The organism is Methylomonas sp. MgM2 (assembly GCF_054172045.1).
Genome location: NZ_JBSYXO010000018.1, coordinates 16,393 through 40,448 on the forward strand (window position 1 = coordinate 16,393; position 24,056 = coordinate 40,448).

At 49.4% G+C, this 24,056-nt stretch carries 21 protein-coding genes; 14 read left to right on the forward strand and 7 right to left on the reverse strand.

The genetic code is table 11. The features are described from left to right. Positions 1-11 precede the first annotated feature (11 nt). On the reverse strand, positions 12-1,016 hold the full coding sequence (locus ACW73I_RS13990; RefSeq protein WP_458030008.1) for a lipoprotein N-acyltransferase Lnb domain-containing protein: 1,005 nt from the start codon (positions 1,014-1,016) through the stop codon (positions 12-14). Positions 1,017-1,244: 228 nt separating this feature from the next. Here ACW73I_RS13990 and ACW73I_RS13995 point away from each other — a divergent pair, with 228 nt between their 5' ends. The 7 genes from ACW73I_RS13995 to treY all read left to right on the forward strand — a co-directional run bounded on the left by ACW73I_RS13995 (position 1,245) and on the right by treY (position 10,628). Beyond that, entirely contained in the window at positions 1,245-1,595 is a 351-nt protein-coding gene (locus tag ACW73I_RS13995; RefSeq protein WP_458030009.1) for an STAS/SEC14 domain-containing protein, read from the forward strand. Between the two features lie 38 nt (positions 1,596-1,633). After that, the gene (locus tag ACW73I_RS14000; RefSeq protein ID WP_458030010.1) at positions 1,634-2,878 is read left to right on the forward strand and encodes a cation:proton antiporter; all 1,245 of its coding nucleotides are present in this window, start codon (positions 1,634-1,636) and stop codon (positions 2,876-2,878) included. A 170-nt stretch (positions 2,879-3,048) separates the two neighbouring features. Then, positions 3,049-3,450, forward strand: coding sequence for a transposase (locus ACW73I_RS14005; protein WP_458030081.1), 402 nt, complete (start codon positions 3,049-3,051; stop codon positions 3,448-3,450). A 469-nt stretch (positions 3,451-3,919) separates the two neighbouring features. Then, positions 3,920-4,624 (forward strand): DUF5752 family protein, encoded by a 705-nt coding sequence (locus ACW73I_RS14010; RefSeq protein WP_458030011.1) that lies wholly within the window; start codon positions 3,920-3,922, stop codon positions 4,622-4,624. Continuing rightward, positions 4,611-5,849, forward strand: coding sequence for a glycosyltransferase (locus tag ACW73I_RS14015; RefSeq protein ID WP_458030012.1), 1,239 nt, complete (start codon positions 4,611-4,613; stop codon positions 5,847-5,849). Before ACW73I_RS14010 ends, ACW73I_RS14015 begins: the two co-directional genes overlap by 14 nt. Before the next feature lie 23 nt (positions 5,850-5,872). Then, entirely contained in the window at positions 5,873-7,735 is a 1,863-nt protein-coding gene (gene treZ, locus ACW73I_RS14020) for a malto-oligosyltrehalose trehalohydrolase (RefSeq protein WP_458030013.1), read from the forward strand. Further along, positions 7,725-10,628: a malto-oligosyltrehalose synthase gene (treY, locus tag ACW73I_RS14025; protein WP_458030014.1), complete on the forward strand. Its 2,904-nt coding sequence runs from the start codon at positions 7,725-7,727 to the stop codon at positions 10,626-10,628. The genes treZ and treY overlap by 11 nt, the downstream gene beginning before the upstream one ends. Before the next feature lie 36 nt (positions 10,629-10,664). Here the strand turns inward: treY and ACW73I_RS14030 are convergent, their stop codons facing one another. The 3 genes from ACW73I_RS14030 to ACW73I_RS14040 are packed head-to-tail and all read right to left on the reverse strand — an operon-like array spanning position 10,665 to position 11,601. Continuing rightward, the gene (locus ACW73I_RS14030) at positions 10,665-10,997 is read right to left on the reverse strand and encodes a TusE/DsrC/DsvC family sulfur relay protein (protein WP_458030015.1); all 333 of its coding nucleotides are present in this window, start codon (positions 10,995-10,997) and stop codon (positions 10,665-10,667) included. After that, positions 10,988-11,281 (reverse strand): DsrH/TusB family sulfur metabolism protein, encoded by a 294-nt coding sequence (locus ACW73I_RS14035; RefSeq protein WP_458030016.1) that lies wholly within the window; start codon positions 11,279-11,281, stop codon positions 10,988-10,990. Before ACW73I_RS14035 ends, ACW73I_RS14030 begins: the two co-directional genes overlap by 10 nt. Further along, a complete protein-coding gene (locus ACW73I_RS14040; protein ID WP_458030017.1) occupies positions 11,281-11,601 on the reverse strand; it encodes a DMT family transporter in 321 nt (106 codons plus the stop codon). Before ACW73I_RS14040 ends, ACW73I_RS14035 begins: the two co-directional genes overlap by 1 nt. Positions 11,602-11,683: 82 nt before the next feature. On the opposite strand from ACW73I_RS14040, the gene ACW73I_RS14045 reads away from it, so the two are divergent. Both ACW73I_RS14045 and ACW73I_RS14050 read left to right on the forward strand, forming a co-directional pair. Then, positions 11,684-12,415: a flagellar brake protein gene (locus ACW73I_RS14045; protein ID WP_458030018.1), complete on the forward strand. Its 732-nt coding sequence runs from the start codon at positions 11,684-11,686 to the stop codon at positions 12,413-12,415. A 208-nt stretch (positions 12,416-12,623) separates the two neighbouring features. Next, positions 12,624-13,673 (forward strand): threonine aldolase family protein, encoded by a 1,050-nt coding sequence (locus ACW73I_RS14050; RefSeq protein WP_458030019.1) that lies wholly within the window; start codon positions 12,624-12,626, stop codon positions 13,671-13,673. 692 nt (positions 13,674-14,365) lie between these two features. Here the strand turns inward: ACW73I_RS14050 and ACW73I_RS14055 are convergent. Then, positions 14,366-15,808, reverse strand: a complete 1,443-nt coding sequence (locus tag ACW73I_RS14055) for an ATP-binding protein (RefSeq protein WP_458030020.1) — start codon at positions 15,806-15,808, stop codon at positions 14,366-14,368. Between the two features lie 227 nt (positions 15,809-16,035). Between ACW73I_RS14055 and infA the strand changes: the two genes are divergently transcribed. Further along, positions 16,036-16,254, forward strand: a complete 219-nt coding sequence (infA, locus tag ACW73I_RS14060; protein ID WP_458030021.1) for a translation initiation factor IF-1 — start codon at positions 16,036-16,038, stop codon at positions 16,252-16,254. A gap of 36 nt (positions 16,255-16,290) precedes the next feature. On the opposite strand, the gene clpA is transcribed toward infA, so the two are convergent. Both clpA and clpS read right to left on the reverse strand, forming a co-directional pair. Further along, the gene (clpA, locus tag ACW73I_RS14065; protein WP_458030022.1) at positions 16,291-18,570 is read right to left on the reverse strand and encodes an ATP-dependent Clp protease ATP-binding subunit ClpA; all 2,280 of its coding nucleotides are present in this window, start codon (positions 18,568-18,570) and stop codon (positions 16,291-16,293) included. A 9-nt stretch (positions 18,571-18,579) separates the two neighbouring features. After that, positions 18,580-18,903, reverse strand: coding sequence for an ATP-dependent Clp protease adapter ClpS (gene clpS, locus ACW73I_RS14070; RefSeq protein WP_458030023.1), 324 nt, complete (start codon positions 18,901-18,903; stop codon positions 18,580-18,582). 125 nt (positions 18,904-19,028) lie between these two features. Here clpS and ACW73I_RS14075 point away from each other — a divergent pair, with 125 nt between their 5' ends. The 4 genes from ACW73I_RS14075 to ACW73I_RS14090 all read left to right on the forward strand — a co-directional run bounded on the left by ACW73I_RS14075 (position 19,029) and on the right by ACW73I_RS14090 (position 24,002). Beyond that, positions 19,029-19,484 carry an NUDIX hydrolase gene (locus ACW73I_RS14075; RefSeq protein ID WP_458030024.1) on the forward strand — a complete coding sequence of 152 codons (456 nt, stop codon included), beginning with the start codon at positions 19,029-19,031 and terminating at the stop codon, positions 19,482-19,484. Beyond that, on the forward strand, positions 19,481-20,575 hold the full coding sequence (mnmA, locus tag ACW73I_RS14080; RefSeq protein ID WP_458030025.1) for a tRNA 2-thiouridine(34) synthase MnmA: 1,095 nt from the start codon (positions 19,481-19,483) through the stop codon (positions 20,573-20,575). The genes ACW73I_RS14075 and mnmA overlap by 4 nt, the downstream gene beginning before the upstream one ends. A gap of 62 nt (positions 20,576-20,637) precedes the next feature. Further along, a complete protein-coding gene (purB, locus tag ACW73I_RS14085) occupies positions 20,638-21,996 on the forward strand; it encodes an adenylosuccinate lyase (protein ID WP_458030026.1) in 1,359 nt (452 codons plus the stop codon). A gap of 266 nt (positions 21,997-22,262) precedes the next feature. Further along, on the forward strand, positions 22,263-24,002 hold the full coding sequence (locus ACW73I_RS14090) for an NAD-dependent malic enzyme (protein WP_458030027.1): 1,740 nt from the start codon (positions 22,263-22,265) through the stop codon (positions 24,000-24,002). Positions 24,003-24,056 lie beyond the last annotated feature (54 nt).

Consider the following 24,056-nt stretch of genomic DNA (forward strand, 5'->3'; position numbering starts at 1 on the left):
TCGTGACGATTTCAATCTCGCTGATTAGCACCGGCACGGATACGCGCGGAAAAGTCCCCATCCTGGTCGGCCGCCTTAGCGAGTGAATTGATATGCGCACGACGTTGTAATTCCTCAAACGACATCTGCTGATCCAGTCGTTTAGACTCATAGAGATACTCAGGCAGATAACCGCTCAGTAAAATTTTCCAGGAAAACGGCAAATGATCCCGGTTGACCAACGACTGCAACCAGATGGCGACGGTACAGTTATCGAACAAGGTGTTGTAAAAGGTCGGTTTTTCGCGCAGTTCGTTGATCTTTTTCAGATAACTCAAAAATAAGCGTTCGGCGTTTTCCCGCTTGCCCGTAGCTTTATACAGATAGCCCTCCTCAACGGGATTGTTTCGGAAATTGGTGCGCAGAGCAATCACATCCCGTTCGTCGGCGACGATGTAAATCAGTTCGTACTGACGGAAAAAGCCTTTGATGGTGGAATATTCTTCGCCCTTTTCTTTTCGGGTCTCGATCGATACCGCCAAATGACCTTGGTCGCCGAAATCGAAACTCATGATGGTATGCGCGATGGCCGGCCCCATCCAATAGAAGGCAAACAGATCGACGCCTTGCAGCTTGCTTATGTTGAAGGTTTTATCGTAATAGGCGGGCTGATAGTCGAATTCGCTGCGGTAATGGAAGTTGCGTATATTGCGCAAGGTGACCTCGTCGCCATCTATCGTGGCGGAAGCAAGTCGCGCGACATCGATTTGCCAATCTCTGTCGTTGCGAGGCTCGATGGCAAGCCACCAGGCTAATAAACCGACGAATAATATCAGATGGACCATCGGCCACACATGAATGCGCCTAGAACTGAAAACACCGATCATCGCCAAGAGACCGGAAAAGCCGAATACCGCTGCAATAAGCGTTTGCAAAAGGTTTGTCTCTGAATCGCCGTAATAGATGGCCAACATGCCCCACAGGGTGATGCCGATCAGGATGGGCAGCCAGACGATTTGTTTGATGATTTTTTTCATCGCTCCCTTTAAGTCAAAGTGGTGAACTGTATTTTTTCGGTAAATCCGGCCTAAGGCATCTATACTCTTTCCGTAAAGACGGGGCAAAAATCGACGCCCGTTGTCGCAACATTAGATAAAAAAGCCGATTAAGTTTAAGTATATATATTTTGTGTATATGCCGCATGGAAAGCGCTAAGGCCGGCAACGCTACCTATCGAATTCGATCTATGTCATGAGGATAATTCCATGAGTGTGCAAATAGTCAGTAATTTCGAAGGCATCGTAACGGCCAAAATCACCGGTAAGCTTTATGCTCCCGAATTGGCCGCCTTACAGAATTGCGTAACAGACATCATCGATGACCACCGAGGGGTTATTCGTATTCTGATCATTCTCGAAAATTTTCAAGGCTTTGGTAAAGACGGCGACTGGGATAATATCGCTTTGATGACGGCCAGCGATGCTTACATCAACAAGATGGCCATAGTCGGTGAAAAGAATTGGAAAGAAACGGCTCTAACGTTTACCGCTCAAGGCTTGCGTGAATTTCCCATCGAATATTTTCCGCCGGATGAAGTATGGCGGAAGCATGGCTAAATGAAAACTAGACATCCCCTCCCTTACTCGCTGATATTATGATCTTCATAGCCGTCTTTGTACTCACCGTATTTTTTTACAGTCTGGTATCCCGCCGCTTGGAACGCACGGTAATCACCGCACCCATCATTTTTACGTTGGCGGGCATAGCGCTCTATCGCTTACCTCCGGCATTTAGCGATCCTGAACTCAAGCGACAGGGGTTTCTAGTGATAGCGGAAATCGGTTTGGTAATGACACTATTTACCGACGCCGCCCGCATCAACTTGAAAAGTTTGAGGACCAACCGTAACCTGCCGATTCGGCTGCTGACAACCGGCATGTTGCTGACCATTCTGCTGGGTACTGTCGGCGCGATGTCGATTTTTCCGAATCTTAGCTGGCAGGAAGCCGGCATCCTGGCGGCCATTCTGGCACCAACCGATGCCGGATTGGGCATGGTCATCGTCAATAGCCCCTACGTGCCTGCCCGCATCCGCCAAGCCTTGAATGTGGAGGCCGGACTCAACGACGGTCTTTCCGTGCCGTTTTTGATGTGTTTCATTGCGATGGCTTTACAAAGTAGCGAAGGCGCGGCGGCCGTGCTCTCCCGTTTCGTGGGCGAACAAATCGGTTATGGTTCCTTGATCGGAATCATTATCGGCGCCGGTGGCGGCTGGTTGATGACCTTGGCGACACGCAAACAATGGATGGCGGACTCCATGCAGCAAATGGGTCTGGTGTCGATTCCATTGTTCTGTGTGATCGCGTCCGAGGCCGCTGGGGCCAGCATGTTCATTGCGGGCTATGTCGCGGGTTTTGCCGTTCAAATAGGCTTCGCCGAAGCCGGACGCCACAGCGTGGAATTCACCGAAACCTGGGGGCAGCTGTTCGATTTTTTCGTGTTCTTTCTGTTCGGTTTGCTGGTGGCGCGTTCATGGACGCAATTTGACGCTTACCATCTATTCTACGCCGTATTCAGTCTGACATTGGCCCGCATGCTGCCGGTTGCGCTAGCCTTGCTCGGCACCGGTTTAAGCCGCTCCACCGTCTTGTTCATGGGCTGGTTCGGCCCGCGCGGTCTCGCCTCTATTGTTTTAGGCTTGGTATACCTTGAGGGTGAAGCACACCTTGGAGGCGAAGCTACCATCAAACTCGCGCTGATGATGACCATACTGATCAGCATATTCAGCCACGGCTTAAGCGCGATTCCCGGCATAAACCACTACGCCGATTGTGTCAAACGATTAAGCGGCGACGCGCCTGAACACCAAGGAGACGATGCGGAAAACATCGCCGTATAGTTTTCAACACCGGATATCGAAACGATGTTTAAACAGCACTGCGGAGTTGAACACGCGACGTATGAAACCCGCGTCTCATGAGACAAAGTGTAGTTTCGGCTGGATACGCTTTGCTTATCCAGCCTTCGCCTAATTGATAAACCTTACGACCGTACTACCTGTTCCTCGACATCTTCAGTCGCCGGATCGTCGGTTGGCAAGTGTTCGAGGACGAAAGCAGCCAACGGGCCTGCGCGCTGTTACAGGACATTGTTCTCCGCGAAGGCCTGCGGCCGCAGCAGGTCGTCCTGCATTCCGACAACGGCAGTCCGATGAAGGGCACCACGATGCTGGCGACCTTGCACCGCCTCGGCGTCATGCCGTCGTTCAACCGACCCGCGGTGAGTAACGACAACCCGTATTCCGAATCGCTGTTCAAAACCTTGAAATACCCGTTGCAATCCTTTGCCGACCTGCCCGCGGCCCGGAAATGGGCGGGCGATTTAGTGCCGTGGTATAACCACGAACACCGCCATAGTGCTATCGGCTTTGTCACGCCTAACGCCATGCCGGGCTGGACGAGGCGCTGCTAACTCAGCGCAAGGCGCTTTATGAACAAGCCAGGACTCGACATCCACGGCGCCGGAGTCGACAGACCCGCAACTGGAACAGAGTCCATATCGTGCATCTCAACCCCGAGCAGGCACAAATCAGGAGGCGCCTAACCAAAACAAAATAGCCGCATAAGTTTTTACATCAAGGCGACAACTAGCTTGAAGTTTTCCGCCCAATGCAGCGATAATGATGCTGCCCAACACCTCAATGAGGCCTGGGCAAAACGCTTTCAATCAATCAACAAATCCCAACAAAGCGCGCCTAAGCTATTTCTCACCATGAGCCTTCGCTCAGGCTCATGTCTGGATTGGAAAATACTATAATCGTGTTTATCACACGCGAAAATCGAGCAATCGCGATATTTGGCGATCATGTGGAACCATGCTATGTTAAAAACGATCTGTTTGCCTGTTAATCTTTCCAAACTTGCCGGGAAAGGAGGAAACAATGACTCCGATCGAACCAGCCGAAACCCAAGCAGGCCTTAGCTCCGCTTTTGCAATTCGCGACTGCGCGCTTATCGCTATCGCCCCCGGGGCTAAGGCACTGACCTTGAAAGAGCTGCGCAACAATCTCGCCGAGATTCATCCGGCCAGCATTTACTATCATTTCTGGGGTAGCTTATTACAAGCCCGCTTCGAGGAACACGAATATAACAACGATTTCGCGGCCTGGGCTAGACACAGCCTGCACGATGCCGAACTGGCCGAGCGTCTGGCACTTATCGATCCAACCGAATTTGAAAATATCGAAGACACCCGGCACGAGTTGATAGAAATCATCGATCAACGTTTGGACGAAAGCGAACGCCTGCAATGGCTGCCTGCCTTGCATGCTTTCGAATTCATTCAGTCGCAAATCGTCGTTTTCGACACCCGAACCGAAATCAACAGTCCCGAAGCGTTAGCCGATTTATTACCCGGCTTGTCCACGGGTTCGATTTTCTACCATTTCATAGATGCCCGTCGCCGCAGTTCGCAGAAGCTCGACGATTTCAGCATGTGGCTAGCCGCGTTCGGCGATCGCTACGCCGACCTAATTCCGAAACTATCGGAAATCGATCCTTATTTCGGTTCGCTGGCGGAATTACGCAACACCCTGGCGCGGACTTTTAGCCATTATTTCCGGGGAGTAGCCAATGAATCTGCTTGAAGAGTATGCACGCATCACCGGTGAAGACGTTATTGATCACCTTCAACAACTCGCGACGCATCTACGGGGAAGAAAAGTCGTCCATGTCAACTCTACCCGCATCGGCGGCGGCGTCGCTGAAATTCTGACCAAACTGATCCCATTATCTCGAGAATTGGGTATTGATGCTCATTGGAAGGTGATTACCGGCGAAAGCGAATTTTTTGAATGCACCAAGGGCTTTCACAACTCTTTACAGGGGGACCGGCATATCATCCCGGAACGGTTGCTGAACGTTTACGAACAAACCAACGCCGACAATGCCGACCAACTTCGATCGCAACTTCAAGACGCGGAATTCGTGTTCATCCACGATCCGCAACCTGCCGCTCTGATCAAGCATTTTCCCGAACGCAAAGGCAAGTGGATATGGCGCTGCCATATCGATGCCAGCCACCCTTACCGCCCGGTCTGGAAATATTTGCGCAATTTTATTACTCCCTATGACGCCAGCATTTTCTCGCTCGCTTCGTTCGCACAGAATCTTCCCCATCCCAAATACATTATTCCGCCCAGCATAGACCCTTTGGCGGAGAAAAACATCGATCTGCCGGCGGGCGAAATTGACGCTGTCTACCAACAATTCGACTTGGACAAAGAACGACCGGTGATGCTGCAAGTCTCGCGTTTCGACCGTTTCAAAGACCCGGTCGGCGTGATTCGTGCCTACCAAATGACCAAAAAGTTTTTACCCAGCGTGCAATTGGTACTTGCCGGCGGTAGCGCCACCGACGACCCGGAAGGCGAAGCCGTGTTACAAGAAGTGCAGATCGCAGCCGCCGAGGATAGCGATATTCATGTCTTATTGCTGCCGCCGGATGCGCATCGTACGATCAACGCGCTGCAACGTGCCGCCAATATCGTATTGCAAAAATCGCTGAAGGAAGGTTTCGGCCTGACCGTCACCGAAGCACTATGGAAGGGTAAACCGGTCATAGGGGGCGATGTCGGTGGCATTCGGCTGCAAGTCGTCAATTTTCATACCGGCTTTCTGGTCAGCACGCCGGAAGGCGCCGCGCTACGCGCCCGTTATCTGCTGCACAAACCGGAACAGCTAAAAGAAATGGGAGAAAAAGGGATGCAATTTGTACGCGAAAACTTCTTGATTACCCGCCAGTTGCGCGAACATTTGACGCTGATGCTGATTTTGCAAAATCAAGGGAAGGATAGGATAGAGTTGTTCTAATATCTAGTTTCGGCGATATATGGATGAGCAATACTGATAACAAGCCTGTTCACCGGCATCACTCCATGCCGTTCGGCGCCGAGTTGCTGTGTAATGGACGCACGCGTTTTCGGCTTTGGGCGCCCGCCGCGCGCCGCGTAGATATTTGTTTCTTGGAAAACGATCGGGAATTATTGTTTAGCATGGACGCGCTGCCGGGAGGCTGGTTTGAATTGACTCCTTTCGTGGCTCGAGCCGGCACCCGTTATCTTTTCCGCATCGACGACCGGCTTTGTGTTCCAGACCCGGCCTCGCGCCAACAAGCCGATGACGTCCACGGGTGTAGTATAGTCGTCGATACCGGACACTGGTCGTGGACAGACCAAGACTGGCGAGGTCGCCCCTGGGAAGAGACTGTTATTTATGAATTGCATGTTGGCACTTTTTCCCCGGAAGGCACCTACAGAGCCGTAGCCGACAAACTAGACCATCTGGTGTCGCTAGGCGTTACTGCAATTGAATTGATGCCGATCGCTGAATTTCCGGGTCGGCACGATTGGGGCTACGATGGCGTATTACCTTTTGCACCGTCAAATAGTTACGGCAGCCCCGACGATTTGAAATATTTGATTCAAACCGCGCATGCCAAAGGCATGATGATGTTTCTGGATGTGGTCTACAATCATTTCGGACCGGAAGGCAATTATCTGCATCACTATGCGCCGGATTTTTTTAATTCGGCATACCATACGCCATGGGGTGCAGCCATCAATTTCGATGGTGAAAACAGCGACTGCGTGCGGCGGTATTTCATCCACAATGCGTTATATTGGTTAGAAGAATTTCACTTTGATGGTCTACGCCTCGACGCGGTGCACTCCATTTTCGATAAAACCCAACCGGACATCCTGGAAGAACTGGCCGACGCAATCCTAAGTCATTTCGGGCGGTTTCGTCATATCCATTTGATACTGGAAAACGACCATAACGCTGCCCACTATCTCCGCCGAGATAACGTAGGCAAGCCCCTTCGTTACGCCGCGCAATGGAACGACGATATACACCATGTCTTGCATGTATTACTGACCGGCGAAAAGCAAGGCTATTACGTCGATTACACCGACGCACCGATTTCGCACCTGGGCCGGTGCTTGACTGAAGGTTTCGCCTATCAAGGGGAATCGTCTATCTATCGGAACGGCGAAAACAGAGGAGAACTGAGTTGTGATCTGTCACCCTTAGCCTTTGTTAGTTTTTTGCAAAACCACGACCAGGTCGGCAACCGCGCCTTAGCCGAACGCATTAGCGTTTTGGCGCCGGAACAGGCGATCCGCGCGGCAACGGCCCTCTTGCTGCTGGCGCCCTTCCCGCCTTTGTTATTCATGGGGCAGGAATGGGGCAGCCGCCAGCCATTTGCTTTTTTTTGCGACTTCGAGCCCGAACTGGCCCAAAAAGTCAACGAAGGCCGCCGGCTAGAATTTAACCGGTTCTTCGGTTTCGCCGACGATGGCCTGCCCATCACCGATCCTTCTAGTGAAACCGCCTTTATTAACTCCGTGCTGGATTGGGAAACGGTGAATGCTACGCAAGGAACGCGATGGTTAGAATTTCATAAGAACTTGCTGAAATTGCGCCATCGAGAAATCATCCCCAGACTCTCCGGCATGCGAGGGAGAGCGCTTGTTCGAACGATAGGCCAACACGCCTTGAAGGTATGCTGGCGCTTGAGCGACGATTCCGAGCTCTGTCTGATCACCAATTTAAGTGCTCAGCCGATAGCGCTAAATGATAAGCCTCAGGGACGCTTGCTGTTCGTTACTCCGAATTCCATCAACGTCCAAGCACAAACATTACCAGGCTGGTCGACAATCTGGACGCTAAAGCACATGAATTTTCATGCAAAATGAATTAGTTCCGCGTGCCGTTTACCGCCTGCAACTCAATCCCGATTTCACCTTCAACGATGCCAGCGATATCGTCCCTTATCTGCAGGCATTGGGTATCAGCCATCTATATTTGTCTCCCAGCCTAAAACCGCGAGCGGGTAGCGGCCATGGCTACGATATCGTCGACCACAACAGACTGAACCCGGATTTGGGCGGCGGCAAAGCCTTCGCCCGACTCGTCGACTGTTTGCACGCCCACGCCATGGGATTGATACTCGATGTTGTACCCAACCACATGGGTATCGGCAGCGGCGAGAATCGCTGGTGGTTGGATGTGCTGGAAAACGGCGAGGCCTCTACTTATGCCACCTACTTCGATATAGACTGGCACCCTATCAGGGAAAGTCTGCGCGGCAAGGTGTTGTTACCCATACTTGGCGACCATTACGGCAAAATTTTGGAGGCTGGTGAACTGAAACTCGAATTCGACGAAAAACACGGCGAATTTTCCGTTTGTTATTTTGCGTGGCGCCTTCCGCTCAACCCAGAAACCTATCCAACGATATTAACCCACGACGTTGAATGCTTCGCTATGCTGGCAAACCGGGAAAATCACTCCGCGATCGAATGGCATAGCCTGTTGACCGATTTTGAGCAATTACATCAACTTAGAGCAACACCGGTGGAAAAGGCGCGTTCCGCCGCCGCTTGCAAAAAGCAACTAGCCGCTCTTTATCAACATTCGTCCTGCGTGAAACTCTATATCGAACAGGTACTCGTCGTTTTTAACGGCGTGCCCGGTCAATGCGAGTCGTTCGATCGATTGCACGAGCTATTGGAATTGCAAGCATATAAGCTCTCGTATTGGCGAGTCGCCTCCGACGAGATCAATTATCGCCGTTTCTTCGACATCAATCATTTGCTTTGCCTGCGGCAACAGAATCCCGAAGTTTTCGAAGCCAGCCACAGACTCATCTTCGCGCTGATCGCCGATGGCAGTGTCGATGGATTGCGCATCGATCACATTGATGGTTTATGGGATCCCGGCGGCTACTGCCGGCGGCTGCAACAGGAGGCGGGACGCATCAAGCCTCGAGCATTGAATCAAAAAAACGCCGAACCCGAGCGTCCGCTATACCTCTTAGCCGAGAAAATATTGGCCGGATACGAACATTTGCGCGAAGATTGGCCCATCGCTGGAACAACGGGTTATGAATTTGCCAACTCGGTCAACGGCCTATTGGTCGACAGCGGCGCGGAACGCGAACTGACTCGAATTTATGCTCGCTTTATCGGCCGGAAGCTGGATTTCAACGAGGTGCTTTACGAATGTAAACGGCAAGTAGTCCGCAACCAACTTTCCAGCCATCTGACGACGCTGGTCAACCTTCTAGCGGCGATCGCGGAATTCAACCGCAGCACGCGCGACTACACCTTGAACGGACTACGCGAGGCTTTGACCGAGGTCGTGGCCTTCTTTCCAGTCTACAGAACCTATATCAATATAGGCAATATTAAAGATGAAGACCGCCGTTTCGTCGATTGGGCCATCGCCCAGGCCAAAAAACGCAGTCCGGCGGCGGATATCACTATCTTCGATTTCATTCACGATGTCATGTTGTTTCAGAACTCCGAAAGTCATGGTGCCGAGTATGTTGGCCAAATTCGGCAGTTCGTCATGAAATTCCAGCAATACACTGCACCGGTAATGGCCAAGGGCATGGAAGATACCAGCTTTTACGTTTACAACCGCTTGGTCTCGCTAAACGACGTCGGCGGCGATCCTCGCCGCTTTGGAACGTCCATAGCTGCCTTTCATCACGCCAATCAGCAGCGTCTGAAACAATGGCCCGATAGCCTGATCACGCTTGCAACTCATGATAGCAAGCGTAGCGGCGACGTACGTGCCCGTATCGATACGCTGAGTGAATTTGCATCGGACTGGCGCCAAGCCCTTTCCCGTTGGCGCCGGCTCAATCGCGGCAAGAAGCGACGAGTGAATGGGCAGCTAGCGCCTTCGCGCAATGCCGAATATTTGCTCTACCAAACCCTGTTGGGCGCTTGGCCGCTGGAAAATATGACCGATGATGCTAGGCAAACATTCGCCGAGCGCATCGAAACCTATATGCTGAAGGCGGTGCGGGAAGCGAAAGTCAATACCTCCTGGATCAATCCGAATCAAGATTACGAAGAGGCCGTCAGCGGATTTGTCATAAGCGCGCTGAACCCTAAGCAAAGCGGGGCCTTTTACGAGGATTTTCTGATGTTCCAACGCCGAATTAGCCTGTTCGGTTTTTATAACAGTCTTGCCCAAACCTTGTTGCTATTGACTTCGCCAGGCGTTCCTGACTTATACCAAGGCACCGAGTTATGGCAATACACTCTGGTCGATCCGGACAGCCGTCAACCGGTGGATTTTGCATTGCGTCAGCGCGGCCTGAAGAACTTCTTGGAGGCACAACACAGCATAACCCCCTCGGGGAAACTGCGGAACATGTTAAATCACATCGAGAGCGGCCAAGCCAAATTGTTCGTGATATGGAAAACCCTAAACTTCAGAAAAGCCTATCCCGAGCTGTTCAGCCGAGGCGACTACCAAGCGTTGGAAACCGAAGGTCAAAAGGCCGAACACGTTTGCGCCTTCGTGCGGAGAAAAAACGATCACTTGGCCCTTACAGTCGTCGGCAGATGTTACGCTCAGCTGGAGCCCGGTTCGAATCCGCATACCTTTAATTGGGAGGATACTCGGATCATACTGCCCGATACCCTCAAACAAGTAAGCTTTCGAAACGTGTTCTCCGGGGCGGTGCTGCAAATCAAGCCGCAGGACGGGCTACCCTGTTTAACCGCCGAAGAATTATTCAAAGTTTTGCCTATCGCCTTATTGGTAGCCGATGGGATGAAATGCGGTTAATTCCGGGTAAAAGCATGCGGCAAAGCCGCTTCGATGCTATAAACAAGTGGGCGGCTTCGGCAAACCCGCCAGTTTGCATGCGTATTTCAGTGGCCCTTTAGGAAAAAGTTTTTGTAAGTAACGACTTTGGCCTTTTTCGTCACCTAATTTTTTGCGTATTGCCGCGGCAAACATGCGTGCATTCGGTAAATGCCGAAACTGGAAATAATAATCCCGGATAAAGAGCAAAATCTCCCAGTGCGCCGGACTCAGTTCTAAGTCTTCCCGAGATGCCAGACTCTCTGCAACCTGCTCGTTCCACTGTTCAGCATCGCGCAAAAACCCATCGTCGCTGGTTTCGAGACTCAAACCATCGACGATCAGCACCATGTTTGAATCACCGTATTTTTTTCCGTTAACTCTACAAACTTCAGGTAGTCAATCGACTGCACACCGTGTAATAGTTGCTCTACCGCAATTCCGCCGACAGACAATACATCCCGCAGCACAAAGATATGACAACCGCGTTTTAACAATTCACTCAGTAAAGGGTTATCTTTATGCCCCTTAAACGCCGCCCAAACCGCGCCCGATTGTAAAATCAAATCATCGTCAGCGGCTATTCGATCAGCCACGGCTGCCGATATTGAATTTTGAGCTATTAGATGCAACATTACTCGACGTACGTCAGTCTTAAACCAACAACACCCACCACGATCATCATGATAGAGGCTAATCGGACTAAGTCTGCGGATTCTTTAAATAAAAAAATACCTAAGACAGCCGCGCCGACCGTACCCATCCCAGTCCAGACGGCATAAGCAGTGCCTAACGGCAACGTTTTCAAAGACCACATCAATAATCCAAAGCTGCAAGCACCAGATACGCAAGTAGCCACACTAGGCCATAATTTGCTAAATCCTTCGTTATATTTAAGACTCAACGCAAAAATAATTTCCGAGCACCCGGCACTAAATAATAACAACCACCCCATTAAACTACCCTTTTACATGCACAATAATTGTTACTATTTTACAATAGCCCTCTCGATAACCTGCAACTCTTAGCATCCATTAATGGCAACAGAATCCGATTATTTGGTGAGAAGCACCAAAATGGTGTTTAACCACTTTAACGAACTGGTGACTAAAAAATGCCTGATCACCGCGCATTTCGGCGACAGAAACGAATCGTTTTTGACGACCATAATCGGACTGGATAAGCAAAACAATACGCTCAATCTTGATTGCGCGCCGTCGGATACATTGGACCAACGGCTTATTTCCTCTCCCAAGGTGCTGTTTCGAACCGAAGTGAACGGCATCAAAGTGTCTTTCAGCGGAAAGGAAATCAAAAAAATTGCATCCGGCTCCGATTGGGTACTGTCAATGCCGATACCGGATTCGATCTTCTGGATGCAACGCCGGAAGTTTTACCGAGTAAAAATTCCGCTATCGCATACAAACAGTTATTGCCGCTTGACCTTTAACGTTGACGAAGAAACCCAGAGCGAAACGTTTCGATTATATGATTTAAGCATTTCAGGATTTTCATTCCTGAATCCTAACCCCAAATGGCAAGATCAATTGCAACCCGATTGCGAGTTCGTTGATTGCACCTTGCATCTGAACAATGGGAACCACGCGCCAGTTAGCTTTGTGATCAAGAACAATGTCGAGGTTCGCACGAATCCGTTGGGTGTTCAGGATAAGATTGGTTGCCTGATAAATCATCTATCACCTAGTTTCGAGACCAGCGTCCAACGTTACATGCAAGAAATACAACTACTGCAAAAAAAAATTGGCTAACCGGAAAGTCTTATTGCCTGAAAACGCCACATTCACATCCGCAACCTAATAACACGTTTACGGCCTGACGACCGGCCGCGCACAAAACGCACATTGTGCAAATCGATCTTCCCGGCTATACCGCAAGGTCGATTTTGGGTATTCTTTTAGCTTGTTTGATTGATTGTTACTGATACGGACTCGATCATTTAATGCTGAATTAGCCGCCATGATTTTTGCTTCGGATAACTGGGCTGGCGCTCACCCCGCCATCGCAAAACGCTTGTTAAAGGAGTCAACCGGTTTTTCGGCGCCTTACGGCGCCAGTCAACTGGACGACGAAGTCGAGCATCGTTTTAGCGAAATTTTTGAGCGCGAAGTTGCCGTGTTTTTCGTCGGAACCGGAACTGCGGCGAATTCGCTGGCTTTGGCGTCGGTCAATCGACCCGGTGGCGTGACGTTTTGCCATCGCGAGGCTCATATGATTGAGGACGAATGCGGAGCGCCTGAATTTTTCACCCACGGTGCGCGGCTAGCCCCGGTCGACGGCGAAAACGGCAAAATAGATCCCCATCACTTAAAGGCTGAAATCGCCCGATTCCCGCCGGGTTTTGTCCATACCGGTCAACCAATGGCCATTTCGCTGACGCAGGCTACTGAAATCGGCACCTTATATAGGCCTGATGAAATCACCGCGATCTCAAATGTCGCCAAACAATATGCCTTGCCCTTGCATGTGGATGGAGCGCGTTTCGCGAATGCAATAGCCGCATTAAATCTGTCGCCTGCCGAATTGAGCTGGAAACTCGGTATCGACATCCTATCCTTCGGTGCAACAAAAAATGGCTGCTGGTGTGCCGAGGCCTTAGTCTATATGCATCCTGAGATGGCGCGTGATCTGCCGTTCATTAGAAAACGAGCGGCACAATTATTTTCAAAGACTCGTTTTATTGCCTGCCAATTCGACGAATATTTAAAAAATAGCCTTTGGCTAGAGCTTGCGACCCATGCCAACCAAATGGGACAACGCTTACAACGCGGCATTAAAGACTCCGAACATGCCCGGCTGGCTTGGCATGCGGAAACCAATGAGATTTTCTGCATCATGGATAAATGCCGCGCAGACTGGCTTAGACAACAGGGTGCGGTTTTTTATAATTGGAATCCTCCACATGCCAAACAAGAAATTCTCGGCGAAAACGAAGTATTAGTACGCTTAGTCACCAGTTTCGCCACGGAAGAAAAACAAGTTGACCGATTTCTCGGCTTGCTGGGATAGGCAATCGTTATGCGCACCTAGCACCAGAATATCGGGAGGAATCGAAAAGGCTGGATCGGTTGGCCTGGTAACGTTGAAATGAAAATTGATTTAATTAGGTCGTAAGCGGTGCTTGAGCCGTTCGAATATGCGCTCAAACGCAATAACCCTGATCTTCAATTGAAACACGGTTTAAACGCCGCTGATATCGGCAATACGCCTTTATTAATAATCGTTGAAGCCGGTTCTTTTTAGACGAACCAATTTGTTTATTTTGAAGCGCCACGTAAAGACTTCGCGCTTGGTCGGTCAATTTATTGTTATCCATTGTATTTCCCGCTAACGATTCTGTTCGATCCAAGTTCCCTGTCAAAGCGTAAAGTAAGAACCGATCGTGTTAAATTTGTTAAGCTAATATCCTTGCTTTTTCCTACATCGGCAATTGTACGGAGGTATACGCGAATTAATAATTATGGATAAAGCAATAAAAAGACTTAGTGATTTCTCGCTAAGCCTTTCCCTCCGACTGGCTGATTACAAATATTAAATACGCTTTTAACAATCAATTAAATCAATACCTTGCAATGTTTGCCGTAGCCAAAAACAGTCTAAGCAAGCCATAATTCGGCTTATAGCGATCTAGCGTAGCTATGATTTAGCTACGGCAGATAATCTACATGAGCACAATTGGACCATCCTACTTGAATATTGATCTAGAGTGGGTTTGATAATACGTTAACACTCTCTAAAATATTCGTTCCTAGCGTATAAGCGTACAAGCTCGCGGGAATAAACTTGAATCTTACCCCTCTGTAATGTGCATTATCATCGGAGATTGTTCTACTCGTAATTAAAATCGGTTGTAAAACTTTTGAATTTTGCAAAACAAAATCGACACAATTATCCAATTCATCCCGCATAGAATATGGGCGATCACTCCATTTAACCTCCACCACCCACTCTGGTCTCTGATCAGAATCATTCAAATACACAATATCTATTTCACCTGAATTCCAGCGTGCATAATAAAGTTCGACTTGTTTACTATGCTGCCATTGGCTAAATATAGCTGTCTCGGTAAGCGCACCCATCGCATCAGATTCAAAGTCTAGTTGTCCGAACAGCGCGGCGCGCATAGAGGGATTCGTTAAATAAACCTTAAAACACATTGCTCGCTTAAAGCGTTTTGCATTCTGATCTATTCGTTCAACACGTTTTATTAAAAAAGCGGCTTCAAGATATTCTAGATACCGTTTGATAGTATTTTTAGCGACACCTGAAGACTTTGAAAGCCCTTCTAAACTTACTTCGTTACCCGTATTATATGCAAGCGTAGTAAAGAGGCGATTTAACTCCTGAATGTCATTGATTCCATAAAGACTTGGTAAATCGCGCAACAAAACTTTATCTATAATATCGCTTTTAATATACTGTCCTGGATTACTCCGTATCGTTTCCGAAAATACAGCCTCAGGGTATCCGCCAAAGTTCAAATACTTGACGAATTCCACGTTTAGCGCATTTATATCTTTAGCATGGTAGTCAAATTCATCGTTAGTCGAAATCCTTTCAATCAGCTCATCCTCTTTGCCTATGAAAAATAGATATTCGGCAAAGGTCAATGGCGGCAATACATAATCTGTAAATCGGCCTGCTCCAGATTCATTGCTTTTTAACCTCAATGCTGCCGCAGCCGATCCGGTAGCAGTAAACCTATAATCGTGATAAGAATCTACTAATGACTTTAAATGAATTTCCCAATTTTTTAAATACTGTATTTCGTCAAAGAATATGTATAGCGTTGCGTCGCGTTTATGCTGATACAATTCTTGAAAAAGCCCAAGAATCCCCTCAAGAGATAGTCCTGTATAAATTGGTGTTTCAAGCGAAACATAAAGAATTGCGTTGGGATCCTCTCCGGCGTCAAGCAACGTCCGTATAGAATGATAGACCATCACAGTCTTACCAATTCTACGCGGCCCCATCAACACTATCGCTCTACGCAGTGACATGTCAGTAATTGTGCGGTGGAATGTATCAAAGTACTTACGACGCGGTGTATTTTCATACACGATTTTGCAACTCGCACCAGTCTCCCACCAAGGATTGTCAAATTTGAGCCGAGCTACAATATCTTTTTTAGCTATCTCGAGCATAATAACCGCACATAAGATTAGAACAGTGATCTAATGTTAGTTCATAATCAAAACAAGATCAACACGCTAACTCTATTTTCTCAAGCAGGATTTGCTCAGCTTTACAGACAACGGTCGAAGCTTATGCGCCGTTTGTCTCTTATTATTAAACGAGAAATTACCATCATTAAATCAATGCATAATTCGATTCATGATAGAATGGCTGTTTTAATAACTTAGGTATTATTATGGCTAAAGAAGATCAAATTGAAATGGAGGGTAAGGTTATCGACACTCTACCAAATACGATGTTTCGTGTTGAATTAGAAAACGGTCATATCGTGACTGCGCATATTTCAGGCAAAATGCGTAAGCACTATATACGCATTCTGACTGGCGACAAAGTCAGAGTAGAGCTCACACCCTACGATCTAAGCAAAGGTCGCATCACTTTCCGCAACCGCTAATCCCGTTCCGCACGGGATTGCGCTTGCGCTACTCGCTTAAACAATTTGGTTCACTTCAGACACCATCAGTTGCTTGCCTTCGACTCCGAACGCCAACTGCTCGTCTTCGACAAAAACACGAACGTGACCACCGTTTACCAGACGACCGAATAACAGATCTTCAGCTAAAGGTTTTTTAACTTTTTCCTGGATAAGTCTGGCCATCGGTCTCGCGCCCATTTTTTCATCGTAACCATGTTCGGCCAACCAGATTCTTGCTTCCGGCTCCAACGTCAATGTAACGTTTTTATCGGCCAGAACCGCTTCTAATTCGAAAATGAATTTGTCGACGACGCTGGCAACGATATTGATATCCAACGGTTTGAACTGCACAATCGCGTCCAGACGGTTTCTGAATTCAGGCGAGAAGGCCCGCTCGATAACCTTCATGCTATCGGTAGCATGATCTTGTTGCGTAAATCCAATCGAGGCGCGCGCGCCCTCCTCGGCGCCCGCGTTAGTGGTCATAATCAAGATAATGTTTCGAAAATCGGCTTTGCGACCGTTATTATCGGTTAGGGTGCCGTGATCCATCACCTGCAATAGCAGATTGAACACATCGGGATGGGCCTTTTCCAACTCATCCAGTAACAACACGGCATGCGGATGTTTGGTCACCGCCTCCGTCAGCAATCCACCCTGATCAAAGCCGACATAGCCCGGAGGAGCGCCTATCAATCGCGACACTGTGTGGCGTTCCATATATTCGGACATATCGAACCGGATCAGCTCTATACCGAGCACCTTCGCCAGCTGCCGCGTCACTTCGGTCTTACCGACACCGGTCGGTCCGGCAAACAAAAACGAACCTATGGTTTTGCTGGTATCGCGCAAACCGGCCCGCGACAGTTTGATCGCCGAAGCCAATTCGGAAATCGCTTCATCCTGACCAAACACCAACATCTTCAGGTTCTTTTCCAGACTGGACAGTTTGTCTTTATCACTGGACGAAACCGATTGTGCCGGCACCCGGGCAATCTTGGCAATTATCTCCTCAATTTCCGGCGCATCTATCGTATCTTTACGTTCACCGACAACAAACAAGCGCTGACGTGCTCCGGCCTCGTCAATCACGTCAATTGCCTTATCGGGCAAATGCCGGTCGGTAATATAACGCACGGACAATTCCACTGCCGCGCGCAAGGCATCCTGGGTATATTTTAAACCGTGATGTTCCTCGAAACGTGTCTTAAGTCCTTTTAATATTTGCACGGTATCTTCAACCGACGGCTCAATCACATCAATCTTTTGGAAGCGCCGCGCTAACGCATGATCTTTTTCGAAAATTCCGCGATACTCCTGATAAGTAGTGGAACCGATACAACGCAACTGTCCGGACGCCAACACGGGCTTTATCAAATTTGACGCATCCATCACACCGCCCGAAGCCGACCCTGCTCCGATAATGGTATGAATTTCATCAATGAACAATATCGAATTAGGTTCTTTTTTTAGCTGCGCAACAAGTGATTTCAAGCGTTTTTCAAAATCACCGCGATATTTGGTGCCCGCTACCAGTGCCCCCATATCCAATGAATAAATGACGTTGTTAAGCAAAACATCCGGAACTTGTTCTTCGACAATACGCTTGGCCAGGCCTTCCGCAATTGCCGTTTTGCCGACACCCGCCTCACCGACCAGCAATGGATTGTTTTTACGCCGACGGCATAGAACCTGTATAGTCCGCTCCACTTCCAATTCGCGGCCTATCAAAGGATCGATATTTCCTTTCAGCGCTTCTTCATTAAGATTGGTAGCGTATTTTTCCAGCGGACTCGTCGTCGCTTCGCTAATGCCGCGCTCGGTTTCACCCTCTTCATTCGGCTCATTTTTTTGTCTATGCTCAATTTTCGAAACGCCGTGAGCCAAATAGTTAACAACGTCCAAGCGAGTGATATCCTGTTTGTTCAATAAGTAGACCGCATGTGAATCCTGCTCGCTGAATAAAGCAACAAACAAATTGGCACCGGTGACTTCTTTTTTATCGGAGGCCTGTACGTGAAACACGGCTCGCTGTAGCACGCGTTGAAACCCCAAAGTTGGCTGAGTTTCTCGCTGAATACCCTCAGGAATTAACGATATCGTTTCGTCAATAAATCGAGTCAACTCGCCGCGAAGCGCATTAACGTTACAACCACAGGCAATCAATATCGGTATCGTCGTGGAGTTGTCCAATAATGCTAATAGCAAATGCTCGACGGTGATAAATTCATGACGCTTAGCATGAGCATTGGTAAACGCAGCATTCAATGTCACTTCAAGTTCTTTACTTAACATGGCTACCTCTCACGCTTCTTCCATCGTGCACATCAACGGATGATGATGCTCTCTGGAATAGTCATTAACAATATGTACTTTGGTTTCGGCCACATCTTTGGTGTAGGTGCCGCACACCCCCATCCCTTGCGTATGCACTTGCAACATCACTTGCGTAGCTCGCTCAAGATTCATATCAAAAAAATCGGTCAATATCTGAACGACAAAATCCATAGGCGTAAAGTCATCATTCAACAAGATCACTTTATATAACGGCGGTCTTTTCAGTTCAGGTTTCGCTTGCTGAACGGCAGTGTCGCCATCAGAATCTTTCAAAGGATCAAAATCAGTCATGGTCCAAACGCGCCTCTCTATCACTAGGTTCTAAAATAGCGTCTTGTCGGTCAAATTTCAATCTTTGCACAAACAAAAAACAATTCGCGTAAAATGCGCGACCTTTAGCGTATTATTTGAAGCTCATGGTTTGGAAACCCTGTGTAACCGTTGCCGCGGTGATTGAAAAAGACCGCCGATTTTTGCTTGTCGAAGAGACAACCGACAATGGCCTTATGTTCAATCAACCAGCCGGACATTTGGAACCCGGTGAAGATTTAATCAGCGCAGTCAAACGCGAAGTATTGGAGGAAACCGCTTGGCAATTCGACCCCGAAGCCGTAGTCGCCGTGCAACTTTGGCGAAGAAACCCGAATTCTCAAAGCTTTGTTCGATTCTGTTTTACTGGTAGTGTTCATAGTCACAATCCGGCTCAAAAACTCGACGACGGCATCATTACCACCCATTGGTTAAGTCGCGCCGAAATTACCGAACGCAGCGCGCGGCTTCGAAGTCCACTGGTCCTGAAAACCCTCGAAGCCTATTTGAGCGGCCAACGTTATCCTCTCGATGTATTACAGTCGTTTTTAGATTTAGCATGAGTAAACATATCATCGTCGGCATGTCCGGCGGCGTCGATTCATCGGTTACGGCATTATTACTGCAAGAACAGGGCCATCAAGTCACCGGCTTGTTCATGAAGAATTGGGAAGAAGACGACGGCACCGAATATTGCACCGCGATGCAAGACTTAGCCGATGCGCAACAAGTCGCCGATACGCTCGGTATCGAACTAAAAACCGTCAACTTTTCCGCCGAGTATTGGGACGAGGTATTTGAGGTATTTCTGTCGGAATTTAAAGCTGGACGAACCCCTAATCCCGACATACTTTGTAACAAACACGTCAAATTCAAGGCGTTTTTGGAGTATGCCATTCAAGACCTGGGGGCGGAATATATCGCCACCGGCCATTATGCGCGTGTCCGTGAACAAGATGGCGAATTTCAACTCTTGAAAGGCTTGGACCCGAGTAAAGAGCAAAGCTACTTTTTATATGCCGTGGGCCAGGCAGCCCTGTCCAAAACATTGTTCCCGATCGGCCACCTTCAAAAATCGGAAATTCGCGCGATGGCCGACAAAGCCGGTTTCGCAAACAGCCGCAAAAAGGACAGCACCGGCATTTGCTTCATTGGCGAACGCAAATTCAAGGATTTTTTGGAACGCTACCTGCCTCATCAAGCCGGTGAAATGCGCACACCGGAAGGCAAATACATCGGTAAACACCACGGTTTGATGTACTACACGCTGGGGCAGCGTCAAGGCTTGGGCATAGGCGGCGTCAAAGACGCACCGGACGAGCCTTGGTTCGTGTTGGACAAAGACTTGCAAAACAATGTGCTGATTGTCGGCCAAGGCCACGATCATCCACGGATGATGCAGAACACCCTGGAAGCCGGCCAACTGGATTGGTGCGGCAATCAACCGTTGACCGAAACGCAGCACTGTGCCGCCAAAACCCGTTACCGCCAGCCCGACCAAGCCTGCATCGTCGAACCCATAGACAACGGCACGCGCGTCAGAGTCCGCTTCGACCAGGCGCAGCGTGCAATTACGCCCGGCCAATCAGTCGTGTTTTATCTCGGCGAGATTTGTTTGGGCGGGGGTATTATCGAATCCAGATATAACGCTTAGAATCTTTGTAGGATGGTTCGAACTCACTAAGGCCATCGCATCATTCAGGACAGGAACTAACCATGACATTAACCTCCATCTCCCCCATCGACGGCCGCTACGGCAGCAAAGTCGACGCCCTGCGCCCCATCTTCAGCGAATACGGTTTGATCCGTTATCGAGTCGAAGTCGAGGTGCGCTGGCTACAAGCCTTGGCAGCGGAAACCAAGATCGCCGAAGTCCCCGCGCTATCGCCCGAAGCCAATGCCGTATTGAATGGCATCGTTACTAATTTCTCGGAAGCCGACGCCCGAGCCGTCAAGGACATCGAAAAAACCACCAACCATGACGTCAAAGCCGTCGAATATTTCCTTAAATCCAAAATCAAGGACAACGCCGAACTGCAAGCGGTCAACGAGTTCTTTCACTTCGCCTGCACTTCGGAAGACATCAACAACTTGTCTTACGCGCTAATGCTGAAAGAGGGCCGAAGCCTGGTTTTAAGCGAGATCGACGCCGTCATCGATGCAATCAAGCGCTTGGCTCTAGCCGCCGCCGACCAGCCTATGTTGTCGCGCACCCATGGCCAATCCGCTACTCCGACCACGGTCGGAAAGGAATTTGCCAACGTCGTGGCCCGCATGCAGCGCCAACGTGCGCAACTGGCCAAAGTCGAGCTATTAGGCAAAATCAACGGCGCGGTCGGTAACTACAATGCCCATAGCGTGGCTTACCCGGAAGTCGATTGGCCTAAATTCGCCCAAAACTTCGTCGAGTCACTGGGATTGACATTCAACCCTTACACGATACAAATCGAACCGCATGATTATATGGCCGAATTTTTTCATGCGATGTCGCGCTTCAACACCATTTTGCTGGATTTCGACCGCGACGTTTGGGGTTATATCTCGCTGGGCTACTTTAAACAAAAAACCGTCGCGGGCGAAGTCGGGTCGTCCACCATGCCGCATAAAGTCAACCCGATCGATTTCGAAAACTCCGAAGGCAATTTGGGCTTGGCGAATGCCATTTTCGGCTTTTTGGCCGACAAGTTGCCGGTATCGCGCTGGCAACGCGATCTGACCGACTCTACCGTGTTGCGCAACATCGGCGTCGGCATCGCCCATACCAGCATCGCGATTCAATCCAGTTTGAAAGGCATCTCAAAGTTGGAGTTAAACGCTGCGGCTTTGGACCAAGATTTGGATCAAAACTGGGAGGTATTAGCCGAGCCGATTCAAACCGTCATGCGCCGTTATGGCGTTGAAAAGCCATACGAAAAGCTCAAAGAACTGACTCGCGGCCAGCGAGTCACCGACGAAGGTATGCGCGCCTTCGTCGAAAAACTGGAAATTCCCGCCGCGGCAAAATCGGAACTGCTCGCGCTGACACCGCACAACTATATCGGTTATGCGGCAACCTTAGCCAAAAACATACAATAACACTCGCTAACGGCCTCGCTTTTACCCGAGCGAGGCTTTTTTCCGCGCCTATCAGCCATTCGAACCGATAGGTGCATGTTGTTCGCACGACCAATTCGGTGCATAGTCATTGACAGTGTATGATGCTGGTGCAATGTTCATGCTAAGCGTGAACGTAAGCCCTTGATATATTGACAGTCCTTCGTGGCATCCTAATTGCTATGTTATGAGCAAGTTAATCTTAACTTTTGGCATCGCCAACTCTTCTGAATTCTTCACGCACTTGCATGACCAAACTGAGCGACTATTTCGATTATCGACGTGATGCCGATGGCACGCCCTATATCGCCGTCTTCATCCGCGGCATTCCGCTTCTAAGATTACCGGCAACCAATAAAGGCACTGCATTCACCGAACAAGAACGCATAGAATTGGGCCTGGACGGCATATTGCCGCCGCGCATCACCGATCTCGATCAACAAGTCGACCGCCTTTACTTCAGTTTTTGCAAGCAAATTTCCGACATTGCAAAGTATCAGTTTCTGCGTGCAATTCAAGACCGCTCGGAAGTGCTGTTTTATGCCCTACTTGAGAGGCATCTGGAAGAAATGGTGCCTATCGTTTATACGCCGACTATCGGTCTCGCCGTACAGCAATTCAGTTCGCTATACCGAACGGCCCGTGGCCTTACCTTATCGCCCAATAACATCGATCGGGCCGATGCCATTTTTAAAAACTATTTTTTACACGATGTACGCATGATAGTGGTAACCGACGCATCCGCCATTCTCGGAATAGGCGACCAAGGCATGGGCGGACTTTCGATCTGCGTCGGCAAACTGGCTTTGTACACCGTGGGCGGAGGCTTATGTCCTTTCCAATCCTTGCCGATTAATCTCGATGTTGGCACCAACCGCGTCGAATTGCTGGACGACCCGCACTATTTGGGCGTCCGGAACAAACGCCTAAACCGGGAGGCCTATTTCTCACTCGTCGACAAATTCGTCGATGCCGTTCATCGGACTTGGCCAAAAGCGATCATACAATGGGAAGACTTCAACAAAGACGTGGCGTTTGACGTGCTCGCGCGTTACCGCGAACAAGTTCCCAGCTTCAACGACGATATTCAAGGCACCGGCGCGATGGCGCTAGCCGGCTTATTATCGGCCTGCAAGAAAAAAAATCAGACCTTGGCCGAGCAAGTTATCGTCATTGCCGGCGGCGGCGCGGCCGGCATTGGCGTGGCTAGCACGATTAAAGCCGGCATGATGGCTTCAGGCTTAAGCGAGGAACAAGCCCGCCGACGCATTTTTGTCGTCGATATATCCGGCTTGGTCGTAAAAAACTCAACTCTGGAAGCATACAAGCTCCCTATCGCCCACGACCATTCCGTCTATCGGGAGTGGGAAGTCTCCGGAAATCGGCCGCCGAATCTGTTAGAGGTCGTCACCCACAGCAATGCCGGCGTCTTAATCGGTTTAACCGGGGCTGCCGGCTTATTCGACGAACGCATAATAAAAACCATGGCTAGGCGGCATGCTCAACCCATCGTATTTGCATTGTCCAACCCAACGGCCAATTGCGAGGCAAGCCCCGAAGACATCATCAAATGGACCGATGGCAGGGCGATTGTTGCGACCGGCAGCCCGTTTCCAGCCGTTGAATACAATGACGATATTCACCCGATAGGCCAAGGCAATAATGCCTTCATCTTTCCCGGCCTAGGCCTAGCCGCGGTGATAGGGGAATGCAGCTGCATCAGCGACGCCATGGTACTGGAAGCGGCTTATGCATTGGCTGATTACGTCGAGACTCATTGCAAGAAAAACGGCTTGATCTATCCGCCCATAGCGGATTTAAAACCCATCAGTCGTTACATTGCGACCCGCGTACTGGCACAAGCGCTAGCCGACGGCTCGTCGGTGCGGCGTGAACTGTTGAAAACCGACCTCAGCGAGGTCGTCGACGCAAATCTGTGGAAAGCGCAATACCTACCCTGCCGCTATGTTTCCGACTCGTCTAGCTAGCCCGCCAGTTTTTCGATATTGATGCGGTAAATCGCTGGTAGAATAATTGCTTTA

Coding starts and splice junctions, on each gene's coding strand:
- ACW73I_RS13990 (WP_458030008.1), bottom strand. CDS start 1,016: ATGAAAAAAATCATCAAACAAATCGTCTGGCTGCCCATCCTGATCGGC.
- ACW73I_RS13995 (WP_458030009.1), top strand. CDS start 1,245: ATGAGTGTGCAAATAGTCAGTAATTTCGAAGGCATCGTAACGGCCAAA.
- ACW73I_RS14000 (WP_458030010.1), top strand. CDS start 1,634: ATGATCTTCATAGCCGTCTTTGTACTCACCGTATTTTTTTACAGTCTG.
- ACW73I_RS14010 (WP_458030011.1), top strand. CDS start 3,920: ATGACTCCGATCGAACCAGCCGAAACCCAAGCAGGCCTTAGCTCCGCT.
- ACW73I_RS14015 (WP_458030012.1), top strand. CDS start 4,611: ATGAATCTGCTTGAAGAGTATGCACGCATCACCGGTGAAGACGTTATT.
- treZ (WP_458030013.1), top strand. CDS start 5,873: ATGAGCAATACTGATAACAAGCCTGTTCACCGGCATCACTCCATGCCG.
- treY (WP_458030014.1), top strand. CDS start 7,725: ATGCAAAATGAATTAGTTCCGCGTGCCGTTTACCGCCTGCAACTCAAT.
- ACW73I_RS14030 (WP_458030015.1), bottom strand. CDS start 10,997: ATGGTGCTGATCGTCGATGGTTTGAGTCTCGAAACCAGCGACGATGGG.
- ACW73I_RS14035 (WP_458030016.1), bottom strand. CDS start 11,281: ATGTTGCATCTAATAGCTCAAAATTCAATATCGGCAGCCGTGGCTGAT.
- ACW73I_RS14040 (WP_458030017.1), bottom strand. CDS start 11,601: ATGGGGTGGTTGTTATTATTTAGTGCCGGGTGCTCGGAAATTATTTTT.
- ACW73I_RS14045 (WP_458030018.1), top strand. CDS start 11,684: ATGGCAACAGAATCCGATTATTTGGTGAGAAGCACCAAAATGGTGTTT.
- ACW73I_RS14050 (WP_458030019.1), top strand. CDS start 12,624: ATGATTTTTGCTTCGGATAACTGGGCTGGCGCTCACCCCGCCATCGCA.
- ACW73I_RS14055 (WP_458030020.1), bottom strand. CDS start 15,808: ATGCTCGAGATAGCTAAAAAAGATATTGTAGCTCGGCTCAAATTTGAC.
- infA (WP_458030021.1), top strand. CDS start 16,036: ATGGCTAAAGAAGATCAAATTGAAATGGAGGGTAAGGTTATCGACACT.
- clpA (WP_458030022.1), bottom strand. CDS start 18,570: ATGTTAAGTAAAGAACTTGAAGTGACATTGAATGCTGCGTTTACCAAT.
- clpS (WP_458030023.1), bottom strand. CDS start 18,903: ATGACTGATTTTGATCCTTTGAAAGATTCTGATGGCGACACTGCCGTT.
- ACW73I_RS14075 (WP_458030024.1), top strand. CDS start 19,029: ATGGTTTGGAAACCCTGTGTAACCGTTGCCGCGGTGATTGAAAAAGAC.
- mnmA (WP_458030025.1), top strand. CDS start 19,481: ATGAGTAAACATATCATCGTCGGCATGTCCGGCGGCGTCGATTCATCG.
- purB (WP_458030026.1), top strand. CDS start 20,638: ATGACATTAACCTCCATCTCCCCCATCGACGGCCGCTACGGCAGCAAA.
- ACW73I_RS14090 (WP_458030027.1), top strand. CDS start 22,263: ATGACCAAACTGAGCGACTATTTCGATTATCGACGTGATGCCGATGGC.